Consider the following 13,522-nt stretch of genomic DNA (forward strand, 5'->3'; position numbering starts at 1 on the left):
CAGCTCCAGTATAATGCCTTATTGAAGCTATAACAGTTGAATTAGAATTCTTTAAATCTTTGCTAATAAATTTGCTTTAAGTGCTTTTTTCCCTTCACCTTGTGGTACTTCAATATTTTGAAACTTTTCATAGTTCTCTTTAACACCGTCATCCAAATCAATTTCAATTTTTTGATTAGCTAGGTGGGCAATAACTTGGTCATACTGCTGACATTCTAATAATTGCTTTTGTAGTTTTTCTTTTTGCTTCTTAGCTTTAGTTTTTTCATTTGTAGAAACATCCGATTCCAATAATAAATCTATTCTTGACATTTCAGCTTCATATTTACGCTGTAATGTATGTAAGTAATCTGTCCTTACTCTTGCAACAGCCCCAACATCATATCGATGCATGTATATGAGTGCTTTAAAGCCATCATTTTTACCACTGTCAAAAAGCCAATAAATTGGACGTTTTTGATAAGTTTGAAGATGATCTTTATAGAAGTCTTTTAAAAAATAACGACGAATCCGTTGACGGGAAGTTTCGTTTGCTTTTTTTATTAAAGTGGCAGCGATAAAATCAAGGTTATCTTCAATTGTTTCTTGACCAAATGTGACGCGTACAAAATCAATAAAACGACTAACAATATCATCTTCAAAATACTCATCATCTGTAATTGGGATAACATTGTCAATATCTACATTGAAAGTATTATATTTATTTACGTCAAACTCGCCACCAGCAAATACGAGTCCATCTTGCTCTATCGAATAGCGTCCAAAGATGCAACCAACTGCATAGGAGATAAAAGATTTAATTGTTTCTTTTTTTTCAATTGGCTTTAAGGATATTTCTTTTGAATCTACTTTATACGATAGTTCTTCATTAAGTCCAAATTCAACTAGGTAGATTTGGTTTATTTTTTCTTCGTTGTTTTTTAAATTATCAATCTCAATTTTATTAAATTTAAGGTATTCATAAAAAGCCGATTCAATATTATTAACATGCTGATTTTTATAATTTAACAAGGGATGTTTAATAAAGTCCCAAGACACTTCATAATTATCCCAATATTTTTTGGATATAGAAATATTCTGACTAACCATTTCATTAATACTATCATTTTCAAATAAGATTACTGGTAATTTTCCTAGAGGACCCTCATGATAATCAATTGTTGGAGATAAGAATTTTATAAAATGACTTACTAATTTACTGTTTAAGTATCCTAATATGTATTCTAATTTTGCATAGTCTTTTGGAAAACACATTGAGCCCTTTGTTTCAAAGACAAACCCTTCATCACAATACCTTACGGAAAGTGGTCCTGTAGTAAGTGTAGACCATGTTAATCCCTTCTTAAGGTAATACTGCCTAGACGGGAGATTATTACCTTGATTTTTTAATTGCTCAAAGCTTTTATCATCAAATTTAATTAGAATAGAATTATTTCCGTACCACTTTCTATAAGAACCTCCTTTATTACAAGGAACCCATTTTTTATTCGACAAATGAATATCTGCAATCTTATTAAATCGAAAACCAATTTCTATATAGTTTACTTCGTGCCACAACCGTAAAAACATTTCATTATTGCCAGTTGCAAGTCCTTGTCGCGGATCAGCAATATCTTTTAGCATAAGACTTTCTCTAAAAATTTCTATGACCCTTTTGCTAGCCCAATATGCAATTGGAGCCCCTGGAATTTCTTTATAGCTACTCTGTCTAACCTCAGCAAATCTATTTTCCTTATTAAAAAATTGACTTTCCTTTTCATAACGTCTTGAATCATAATAATCGACCAATCTTATCCCCGTAGGTTTAATCAATGGAAGATGTATGTTCCTACATACAAAAGCAACAGTTTGAACTACTTTTCCGATAATATTCTCAAATGCTTCTGCACCAAGATGAAGAATAGAATATAAACTTGTTGTATTTATTATGTTTTGACGTAAAGTCTCAAATGAACTTAAGAACATCCAAGAGTGCATTGTAACCATAGACAAATAACCATTCTTTTTAGTAAACTTCATACCTTTTTCAATAAATGTTGAATATAAGTCACTTTTTGAATCCTTATAATATTTTTCTGTAAAACGCTTTAAATTACTATTCATTCCACTACTACTCATATACGGTGGATTAGTGATTACTACATCGTATTTGTTAGTCATTAGATTGGTTTGTTTTATTAAAGAAGGTAATTTTTCAATTAATGATTCCCTATATTGATAATTGAAAATATCTTGAATATCATTTTGTAGTTTTATCTCTTCTAATCGATTTACTATGGAATCAGTATTAATTGCTTCTACATTAAGAATAGAACCGTATTCCTTTGCATCATGAAATACGTTAATGAGTTCAACAAAATCCTTACTTGAGTCATTAACGAAATATCTTATTTCTTCTGATGAAATACTGTTACTTTCTTGAATTGAACAAAGATTTAGCTCAAGCCTCCTCTTAAAAATTCGACGATTGTAACTCCTTGCTTTCATTACTAAAGCAAAATAAGCTAATTGTGCAGCACGATCATCGATGTCCAGTCCGTATAAATTTTTTTCTAATATTAATTGGGGGATTTCTCGCTCTGAATACCCTGCACTTTGGTAAATTTTATATAATACATCAAAAGCATAAACAAGTATGTGACCTGAACCCATACATGGATCTAATACTTTGATATCTTCTGGAGCTATATTATTATTTTTAAGGTTCTCAAGTTGTAGCTGTACTTCTTGTTCTTGCTCAGCTTCTTCTATATAGTACTTCCAATCATTCTTTAATTGATCATTAGGATGTGATTCAAGCCATAGCTTCCCTAAAGAATTTTCCACCATGTATTGAACAATCCATTTTGGTGTAAATAACTGTGTAGCTGCCGGGATGTTTTCCTTGGTTATCTTTTTATTCTTCTTTAAATCAACAAATATTTCATCTTTCTTTTCTGATATATAATACTGATATAACCACCCAATAATCTCTACTTGTTCTTTCCATACCTCCTCGTTAATCATCGATACTAAATCACGTACAACTGAACCTTCAGATAATAATTTGTCAGGCAACAGTAACTCTGTATAGTCCTCAATCCGTTGAAACATCATTGGCATAATTTCGCCAAGTTTATTACATTGTTTAACTAATATGTATTTAAATAATTCTTCCGTATTATTTTCGTCTTGTAAATGATAAACAACTTCTAAATCAAGTTCTAAATCTTTAGCAATGGTCAATACTTCTGTCACTGTATCCGGCTCAATTTTCCCACTGTCTATAGATGAAAGAACCCTTACACCTGTTGGTAGGTATTCATTAACTTCCATAAACCGAATTGCAATCAAACGGTTAAACCATGTATACGCTACTTCTTCTATAACTTGGTCGAATCCTTGGTCTTTAATTTTTTCTAAGAGCTTTTCCCGTTGTTTTATCTGGTATTTTTTGAAAAACTTATCGTTAATGCGAAATCCATCTTGATAAACTTCTAGTTCTTTAATTTCTTTTTTTGTGATTCCTAGTTCATAGGCTTTTTGTTGAATGGATTCCATTAATTTAACTCGGGCTGTAACAGCAAAGCTTTTTATGGCTGATTTATTCATAGTTTAGCCTCCTTCATTCTAAAAAAGGGAGAAGATGACTTCTCCCTAAATTCTAAACAAGCTTTATTATCATGTTTTCTTTTAATTCTTTTTTTAACTCTTGTCTTAATTCATTTAATAAGGATTCAATATCATCTTCATTTTCAATCGTTTTTGTACCACGTAAAACAGTAGATTTACTAATTGTTTTTGTTTCTTTATATCCACTAGGTGGATCAACAATCGTTGTCACACCTGTCCCAACTGTTGAGGGACTTGGCGGTGTGATCGGCTTATTACGTCTTGCAACTTCTGAATTTATTTCATCAATACAACGTACTTTCAATCGATCACTTTCCGTTTGCATTGCAATAGCTTCATAAAAATTGTTCACACGTTCAAGGCGGCTTTTTAGGTCGGAAAAACGATTTCTAAATACTTCACTAAACTTTTCCTTTATACTAGAATCTTTAGATAACTCACCCATAACGGTCATAAGGTCTTGATCGATTGCCTTGCTGATTGGTTCACATTCTTTCTCTAATAATAAAACAAAAAGATCATCAAAATCTTTGTATAAACCAGGTAACTTTTGAATATTGTCAAAAGGATCGCTATGCTTGACGATTTTTTCCATTTCGGCGATTATTTCCAGTACTTTATTATCAGTAACATACGAACGATTACTTTCAAAGATGTTTAACCGTTTAACAGCATTATCATATAGTTCTCGTTGATTTTCAAAGAAATCCTTAACATTCGCGACAGCTTCTGCATAATCAAGTAAGTCGTCCTCAACCTGTTTTATTTGCTCATAAAAGCTTGCTGTGTCTGAAATGGACAATAAATCCCCAATTGAATTCTTCCCGCCCGTTAAGATATCCTTTCTTGGATAGACTTTATTCCTGTAATTCACTAGTAATAAATTGATTTCATTGAGTTCTTTTTGTAAAAGTTCCTTACATCGAACCATAAGCCCATCTTCATCATTTGGTACGGCTGTAATCCCGAACATATCTTTGATTATATTTTTTGTTATTTTGATCAAATTCTGAGAGATACGCTCTCGCTTTTTAATGACTACTTTATCAACATAATCACGTTTCGTTAAATAATTTAAGATGTCACGATCAGATGTACTTAAGTTTGATTGGTTTAATTCAAACTTTATTTCCTGACACTTAAAGAGCTTGATGATGATAGCAGTTGTATCTAGCTCATTCCATCCATATGGCTGTTTTGAAAAGTAAGTTGTTATTCCTTTAATAGTAACTTGTTGTTTTCGAGAAGAAAGTCTGGCTATATAGTTACTTACCTCTTGGAGCGCAAGCTTATTGGGTTCATCATCGTCTGTCAAAGTTAATTGAGTTGTATTTTCTTTTATTAAATCATCTAGCTGCTTTGTTGTATCTACATACTCTTTAATATAAATTAGCTTACTAAATAGATTTTCAATTAATGCTCTGAACGCATCATTAATTCGATCAACGGGATTTTTTTCTTTTACATCAAGTAGCTGAGAGTTTACGTAAACTTCAGCTACTTTGAATGCCTCAGTTAAGTAGGTGGTAACGCGCTCTTTTCGGTCTGTCACTTCACGTCCTTTTCGAGTTTTAATATCCTCAATAGTCTGGGAAACTGATGACCCACTTTTTACCTTAAGGTAAGCTTGGATTTTTAATATGTGTTCCATCTCGTCTAAATAGGAAGTATCAATAGGTAATTTTATGATGACATTATTTTCACGCATGGACATCATTTTAAGTTCTGATTGGTTTAAGTCCACAGTTTCTTCATAGTATGGAGTAATGATTTTTATACCGAAATCATTTGTCTGTCCAGTAATTGGACGATCATCAATAATACCATTGAAACCAAAATGATATCTTGTTGAATATCGAAATTTTTTATCTTTATAAATCGTATTAAATATCTCTTCTCCTATTTTATGAATTACTTCAGCAGTATCGACGTGCATATTTTTGATTTCACGGTTTACATCTTGCTCATCATTAGTTAAGAAAATATATTCATCACCATTTTTTTGTATTAAAGTTTCTCTTGATAATCGAGTGAGTGATGCTTCCATTTCCTTTTTCAAATCAATCTTATCCACATCAATATGATTGACCATTAAGGTTGATAGGTTCTCTAAATCAGATGGTAATTCTTTTACATATTTGATTAAGAATAATAGTTTTAAGATTTCAATATCTTGTTCTTTGAGCCGTGAATTTTTTTTAGCGTGAATAATTACTGTTCGTATTGATGAATCTAGAAAAGCCTCGATTGTTTCATAAAATGCTGAAAATGGTACCAATGATCCTTCTTCATGTTCAGCAAAGCGAATGGCTGACTCTTGAAACGCACTTAAAAGGGAACGTTCGCCTTCTGATAAACTCTTTCCCGAAGCCCCATGAATTCTTACACCCGTAAATACTTTTTGAAGTAGATTGAATTGGTATGGTACAAACGGATAAATATCCACAAAATCTTCTACGGAAATGAACGTTTTCATTTCAGCAGCTTCGTGTGAAAACAAAAATAGGTTTTTGAGTATAGAACTCTTTTGGCGGTACACTTCTTTCAAAGTAGCCGTACCTGCTTCATTCTTAATAAGAATACGTTTTTTAATCACCTCGTCAACATATGCACTCGATAAGCTTAGTTTCGTATCAAAACGCCCTTGAATTTTAGAGAAATCGTTCCCTTTTACACTTAAAACAGAATCAATATCTTCTTGGCTTGTTACTACGATCCACGCTTTGCCGCTGCAATGAATTCCAAATTGATGAACAATGGTTTGGAGGTTCAACATAGATTGAGAATTATCCCCTATGTATTGCCCTACTTCATCTACAAGGAATACAACATGATGATCCTTCGTATCTGGTTGCTTTCTTTTATCTTCAATATATTCATTTACTCTTTTCGCGAATTTCTCAATACTGATAGAATATTCTTGTTCAGCTAGTTCAAACCAATGTCTAGCTGCGTCTTCACTCATTTTAGTCGTTTTACATAAAGCTTCAATAATAGAGTCTTCTTCATAATAAAAATCTTCTCTCGAGTCTTCCCATCGGTTCCCCGAAATTTCATTAAATGCCTCTCTAAAGTGTTCATAGAGTCCATCCTTATCCATTTTACGTTCAATATCAGCAATCCATGGAATAGATCCACAAAAACCTTGCATCTCGTTAAAGACCTTGTTAAGTACCTTAACAATGGAATCTTTATCAGACTTTGAATCGGATTCACTTTTTGCGTCAATATCAAAAAGAATAACATCGGTCGTGATGTCACCAGCCATTTTTAAATCAGCTAATATCATCGAATCATGAATTTTTTTATCAAAAAAGTTTATCGCTTCTTTATCATTTACTATTTTATTTTCAATAAGATAGGAAAGAATTTTAAGAAAGTGTGATTTACCACTCCCAAAGAATCCAGAAATCCAAACACCTACTTTGTCTGTGTTACCTCTTATTCCTTTTTTATAGGATTGAAAGAAGTCACCAATGTGTTTATGAAGTTCATTTGTTACAACGTACTCATCTAATTCCTGATAAATATTTTTTTCGTCATCTTGGCCAACTTTTACTACACCTTTAATGTCACGAGTAATTAATTTGTCAAACATTTTTTGTATTTGCATCCTGTTCCCCCCATTAGATTACTTATCAATTAGTTGAAAAGCTCGATAGTAATTGTCATCTTTAATTTCACCAAATAAGACGAGTTCCTGGCCATCATAGTTGCCTGGAAAAAACATCACAACAGGAACCTGATCTACTCTCTTTTGTAATGTATTTAGCACCGTATGTGAGCGAATGATCGGAAATGCCTTGCCAATACCGGTCAAAAACACAATATCGTTTGGTTCTACACGATCAGAAATGTATTGAACAATTAAATCATTATTTAGTGTCAATCGAAGTGCCTTTTTTGTTGCATTTAAAATGAAATTACTACCTTTCTTTTCTTCCATCTCAAAATTCTTTTCCAGAAAACCTTTGTTATGTAGGATTTCTAAAACAATTTCATATAAATCAAATTCTCTAATGTAAATCTCAGAATTGTCAGTGTTAACTCTTTCCTTAATGTATGCAACATGCTCCCTAACTAACATTTCATATTTTGGATCATAATCGAAAATATGATAGCCAACTTCATTTCCTAAACCCTTACTTTCACGAAATGACGCCTCTGTTATCCTAGGTAGGATATCATCTAATCTCTCGTTAATACTTTTCATTTCACTCACCTGCTACAATTTTAATATAAGTTTGGTCACCTATTTCTAGTAAATGTTGTTTTACTTCATAATCTAAATACACTCTCTCTATCTCGCGATCACCTTTCTGGTTTTTTATTAATCCAACTTCGTTAAGAATTCGAATGTATACCTGTTTGATTTTATAAAACGTATAGTCATTCCAAGAGGCAATTTTGTCACTCTGTTGCTTTTTTGTATCAAAAAAAATGTTAAAGTCTTTGTCCGTCAAAAAATGTTCCTTAAGGATGAACTTCTCTCTGAATACCTCATACATGAATTCAAAAAACAATCTGTCAGTTTTCAAAATGGAATAAAGGACTAACATTTTACTCGTTTCAGAGTCACCACGGGCAATTTTCCCAATCAGAAAATCGTCTAATTCATTGAGTCTTGTTAGAATTATTGATGCAATCTCTTTTTTTCGGGCTTCTGTTTTTACCTGGAATATATTTTCACGAATTGCCTTGTCCTTTATTTCAAAAGCCTTTGACCCTTGATATATAAGGTCTGCTACCTTTTTCGTCTCTAAAAAAAAGAACGGTCTGGATTTAATTGTTGATTTATATTCTTGCTTTTTTTCCATTTAAACACATTCCTTTGGTCCACTTTTTATAAATCAATTGTACCATTTATTATTTACCTTCTCACCATATTATAATAGATTTAAGATTGAATGATTTTATATTGAAAGAATAAACCCAAAGTTTAAGAACAATTCCAGAACAATGGATTCGAAATTTCTATTTAATTTTTGGTATAATATCACATTTCAAATCTTAATATTTGTAAACTCACTTATAGTTTCCCTACAAAACTGTTGGTAATCTTTTTGTAACGCCGTGGCCATACATTTTCGAAAGATATTGGAAAACACAGAAAACACAAAAATTATTACACTATGATTATTAGTTTGGATTTTAATATTATTTTGGTTGGTTTATATAGTGTAAAAGCTTTGTTCTTCTACTAATTCAAATAAATCTCGAGTAGATCTGCTAATTCGAGTTAAGTCTGTCACTGTAAGTGCATAACCAAATTGAATTTTATCAAGTATCCTCTTAAGTTTAGGCCACTCCAAGTCCTCACCACTTACATTCTCTTCGTAAACTTATTCACATTCTGCAGCCATTAAAACTTTAATTTGATGGGCTATGTTCTTCTCTTGTGTGCTAACTCTTTCATTACCTATAACAAAGAATAATCCTCATTTAATATTAATCATTTTGGATCATGAAATTGGGATATCCCAATTTCACAATCCAACATTCTATATCATTGTTCCAATAGATTCTACCCTATTGAAACAAACAAGGAATAAACGATACACTCAAAAGGACAACATCATGAATAGAAAGTACCCCCCAAAAAAAGTAAAGGGTTCCTAACATAATAATTGGCATATAAAAACTCAAAAACTCGCCGCGAATTGGCGAGTTTTTTTAATCTATGGACCAGGAGTGCCACCCTTCTTCAACTATCTTTTCTTATGAATTCTGTGATGCGATGGCCGAGAACCTAGATTTGTGTTTTACCTATTTTAAGGGTGGGGATTTTCGTTTGTATTGCCACTCGCTCCTTCTCTTTCCTACAAAATCCACAGATCGCGCTTGAGTGGTGTTAATAATTCATATCCTTTATCTGTTATTAAAATATTTTCCTCGATGCCAAACCAGCCTTCACCTTCTTCATAAAAAGCAGGTTCGATAGCGAATACCATACCAGATTTCAGAATTAATTCTGATCCCAATTCAAAGGTCGGCATTTCATGAATGGATACTCCGATAGAATGTCCAACCCATCCGCGAGTTTCGTAGTATTTTCCATAACCATGTGCATCGACAAATTCATCGACCACCTGGCATACTTCACCGGCAGTCACACCCGGTTTAATGAATTCCAGTCCTTTTTCACATGCGGCTACAGAGAAATCATATAGCTCTTTTTGTCTGTCAGAAGGTTGACCAATGATCGCCTCACGTATGATGTCGGAGTAATAACCTTTACAGCCCGGACCGCCGTCAATGAGAATTATTTCTCCTTTTTCAATTGGACGCTCACTTGGTGGACAATTGCTTTGTGTATACCGTTCCGCACCTGCTCTTATACCGAGAGGAAATACCTCATCTGCACCGAATTCGAACATCGCCTTGGAAATCTCTCTAAATAACTCCAATTCAGTCATCCCTGGATAAATGGAGTTAAGTGCTTTTTCATATGCCTTTATGTTGATATTACAAACATTTTTCATGTGGCTAATTTCCAGTTCGGATTTTATTGCACGAAGATCCCAAATGGACGGGCCAGCATCAATAATGGCAGCATCCTGTAAATGTCCCATCAGTTTACTGTAATCAGTGGTGTTCATGTGAATTCGAAAACCAACTCCGGTCTCCATACCGATTTTTCCTTTTGCCAATCCTTTCTTGGTGAGTACATCATAGATTGCATCCGGCAAGTTCGTAATTGCATCATCTCTTCCCAATGGGTCCCAAATTCTGAGATCCTCTACCCAAGTGGTAACCTTCAAAGCCTCACGGTTGCTATAACCACTCACCATCGTTACTTCTCCATCTTTTGTGATGATTGCACATGCCGGCTTTGATATACCACTACCCCATACGATCAGCTGGTATCCTGTAAAATATCTTGTATTCTCCTTTGTGGTGAGAATAACTGCATCCATCGCGTTTTCTTCCATCTTTTCCATCAACAATTTTAGCCGTTTTTTGTATTCCGACGCTGGAAATTCAAGCATAAATGGTTCTCTCATTGTAATCGCTTCTACCACTTAAATTACCCCTTTCTAGTTATAGATGGCATGCCATAAGATGGCCTCCGCCAATATCCTTCAGTTGCGGTTCCACTTTTTTGCATTTCTCAGTAACAAATTTACAACGGGTATGAAAGCGACAGCCTGTTGGCGGATGTGCCGGACTAGGAATATCCCCTTCCAACACAATTCTTTGGGTTGCCAAACCAGGATTAGGTACAGGAATCGCACTTAACAAAGCTTGGGTATACGGATGAGATGGATTTTCGAATAGTGTTTTCTTATCAGCAGTTTCAACAATTTTCCCCATATACATAACGGCGATACGATCACAAATGTGGTGTACGACGCTAAGGTCATGTGAAATAAAAAGATAGGTTAACTTCAACTCTTTTTGCAAATCTTGCATAAGGTTTATGATTTGGGCTTGCACTGAAACGTCCAAAGCCGAAACTGGCTCATCACAAACCAGCAACGATGGATTTAACGCTAGTGCTCTCGCGATGCCGATCCGCTGCCTTTGTCCTCCACTAAACTCGTGCGGGTACCGATTGATATGCTGGGGTCCTAGACCCACTGCTTCCAAGAGATGCAAGATTCGGTCTGTTCTTTCTTTTCTGGTGTACATATTATGGATTTCTAATACTTCTCCGATCGTATCGGCTATGGTAAAGCGTGGATCTAAAGACGAATACGGATCCTGGAAAATGATCTGAATTTCTCGGCGCAGTTTCTTCATGCTGTCTTTCAGAAGGTCCTGAATATATTTTCCTTTATAAATAACCTGACCATCTGTAGGCTCGATGAGTCTTAGAATCATCCTTCCAGTTGTTGATTTTCCACAACCACTTTCTCCAACAAGTCCAAATGTCTCCCCTTCGAGAATAGAAAAACTAATGCCATCTACAGCTTTAACAGCCCCGACTGTTTTGGAAAAGAGCCCTTTATTGATTGGGAAGTATTTTTTTAGATTTTTAACTTGCAGTAGTTCTTGATTCATGAGCTCCCTCCTCTCCGTATTTCCAACATCTTACTTGAGTGTTATCTTCCAAGTGTATGAGCTCAGGTTCTTTTTCTAAGCACACCGGCATTGCGTATTTACATCTCGGGTGAAACCTGCAGCCAGTTGGGAAATGATGAGGACTTGGAACTGTACCGGAAATGGCTGATAGCCTCTCTACCGGTTTATCAATATTCGGAATGGAATCAAGCAATCCTTCGGTATAAGGATGTTTGGGGTTGTTAAAAATCGTTTTTGTATCAGCATATTCCATCACTTTTCCCGCATACATAACCATGATTTTTTCAGCCATTTCTGCAACAACTCCAAGGTTATGGGTAATCAGGATAATAGAGGTGTTAAATTCTGCTTTCAGATCACTCATTAGTTTTAGAATTTGTGCTTGAATCGTAACATCCAACGCGGTAGTCGGTTCATCCGCGATCAATAAATCCGGATTACATGCAAGTGCCATTGCGATCATTACTCTTTGTCTCATTCCACCACTCAATTGATTGGGATATTCATGAATCCGTCTTTCCGGCATGGAAATACCGACAAGCCGTAAAATTTTAACCGCTTTCTCTTTCGATTCCTTTTTTGGTAATTTTTGGTGATATTGAAACACCTCCATCAACTGTTTTCCAATCGTAAATACCGGATTTAAAGAGGTCATCGGTTCCTGGAAAATCATTGATATTTCATTTCCTCTAATTCTTCGATACTCTGAGCTACTAATTTTGCAAAGATCTTTTCCTTTAAAATTAATACTTCCTTCTACAATCTTTCCCGGTGGAGATGGAACAAGTCCCATGATCGATAATGACATCATACTTTTACCGCAACCAGATTCGCCTACGATCCCTAGTGTTTCACCTTTCCCCAGCTGCAGATCCACACCATCTACCGCTCTAACAGTGACTTCTTCCGTGAAGAAATATGTTTTTAACCCTTTAATGTCTAATAATTTTTCATCCATTTTTTTCACCTGCTTCCCTTATCAGTTTTTTAGCTTGGGATCGAGTGCATCTCTTAAGCCATCCCCAACTAGACTGAAGCTCAGTACAACCAATGTAATCGCAGTTCCTGGCGCAATTGCTGCAAGCGGTGCACTTCTCAGCAATTCTCTCGCTTTACTTAACATGGCTCCCCACTCTGGATTGGGAGGCTGCACGCCTAGTCCAATAAAGGAAAGACCAGAAGCAGTTAAGATTGCCGTACCCATCATAAGGGTTGTTTGCACAATGACAGGTGATAATGAATTGGGAATAATATGCCGTAAAATAATCCTAAGATTAGACGCGCCGGCTGCCTTGCATGCCTCAATGTACTCCATCTCTTTTAACGAAATGACAGAAGCCCGGATTATCCGCGCAAAGTCCGGAACGGAGAAAATCGCTACCGCCATCATGGTATTAACTAAACCATTTCCTAACACCGCGACAATTACGATTGCCAGTAAAATACCTGGGAAAGCCAATAATATATCGATAAATCTCATAATGAGGGTTTCAATTTTGCCACCATAATAACCTGCTGTAACGCCAAGTACTAAACCTACAATCAGCGCCAAGCCTACACTTGCCATACTTATTTCCAAAGAGATTCTTGCGCCGTAGATTAACCGGGACAAAGTATCTCTTCCCAAATTATCTGTCCCGAGCCAATGCTCTGCACTCGCCCCTTGGAAATTGTTTGCCAAATCCTGTTGAAGCGGATCATAAGGGGCAAATAGTGGTCCGAATATTGCCGTAATTACAAAAATAATAATAATGATTCCACCAACGATAGAAACTTTTCTTTTTAAAAAGCGCTTTAATACCTGGTTCTTAATCTCCCTTGGATTGGCTTTGAATTTCTCCACCTCTGGCAATGTTCCCATTTTGGCTACCGGCTGGTCCATGCG

8 protein-coding genes and 1 pseudogene are annotated in these 13,522 nt (G+C 35.0%); all 9 read right to left on the reverse strand.

What is annotated here, in order from left to right; genetic code table 11:
- Positions 1-51: 51 nt before the first annotated feature.
- The 9 genes and pseudogenes from pglX to M1K46_RS11755 all read right to left on the reverse strand — a co-directional run bounded on the left by pglX (position 52) and on the right by M1K46_RS11755 (position 13,519).
- Positions 52-3,591 carry a BREX-1 system adenine-specific DNA-methyltransferase PglX gene (pglX, locus tag M1K46_RS11720; RefSeq protein ID WP_256226106.1) on the reverse strand — a complete coding sequence of 1,180 codons (3,540 nt, stop codon included), beginning with the start codon at positions 3,589-3,591 and terminating at the stop codon, positions 52-54.
- Positions 3,592-3,643: 52 nt separating this feature from the next.
- Positions 3,644-7,225 carry a BREX system P-loop protein BrxC gene (gene brxC / locus M1K46_RS11725; protein WP_256226107.1) on the reverse strand — a complete coding sequence of 1,194 codons (3,582 nt, stop codon included), beginning with the start codon at positions 7,223-7,225 and terminating at the stop codon, positions 3,644-3,646.
- Between the two features lie 18 nt (positions 7,226-7,243).
- Positions 7,244-7,825 carry a DUF1788 domain-containing protein gene (locus M1K46_RS11730; RefSeq protein WP_256226109.1) on the reverse strand — a complete coding sequence of 194 codons (582 nt, stop codon included), beginning with the start codon at positions 7,823-7,825 and terminating at the stop codon, positions 7,244-7,246.
- 1 nt (position 7,826) lies between these two features.
- Positions 7,827-8,429 carry a DUF1819 family protein gene (locus M1K46_RS11735; protein WP_256226110.1) on the reverse strand — a complete coding sequence of 201 codons (603 nt, stop codon included), beginning with the start codon at positions 8,427-8,429 and terminating at the stop codon, positions 7,827-7,829.
- Positions 8,430-8,783: 354 nt separating this feature from the next.
- Positions 8,784-8,939, reverse strand: a pseudogene (locus tag M1K46_RS25830) (recombinase family protein); the annotation flags it as partial.
- A 492-nt stretch (positions 8,940-9,431) separates the two neighbouring features.
- Positions 9,432-10,634 (reverse strand): M24 family metallopeptidase, encoded by a 1,203-nt coding sequence (locus tag M1K46_RS11740; protein ID WP_066287772.1) that lies wholly within the window; start codon positions 10,632-10,634, stop codon positions 9,432-9,434.
- Positions 10,635-10,653: 19 nt separating this feature from the next.
- On the reverse strand, positions 10,654-11,616 hold the full coding sequence (locus tag M1K46_RS11745) for an ABC transporter ATP-binding protein (RefSeq protein ID WP_256226113.1): 963 nt from the start codon (positions 11,614-11,616) through the stop codon (positions 10,654-10,656).
- A complete protein-coding gene (locus M1K46_RS11750) occupies positions 11,591-12,595 on the reverse strand; it encodes an ABC transporter ATP-binding protein (RefSeq protein WP_256226114.1) in 1,005 nt (334 codons plus the stop codon). The genes M1K46_RS11745 and M1K46_RS11750 overlap by 26 nt, the downstream gene beginning before the upstream one ends.
- Positions 12,596-12,616: 21 nt before the next feature.
- The gene (locus M1K46_RS11755; protein WP_256226115.1) at positions 12,617-13,519 is read right to left on the reverse strand and encodes an ABC transporter permease; all 903 of its coding nucleotides are present in this window, start codon (positions 13,517-13,519) and stop codon (positions 12,617-12,619) included.
- Positions 13,520-13,522 lie beyond the last annotated feature (3 nt).

It is taken from the genome of Fictibacillus sp. WQ 8-8 (assembly GCF_024494405.1).
GTDB classification, from domain to species: Bacteria; Bacillota; Bacilli; order Bacillales; family Fictibacillaceae; genus Fictibacillus_C; species Fictibacillus_C marinisediminis.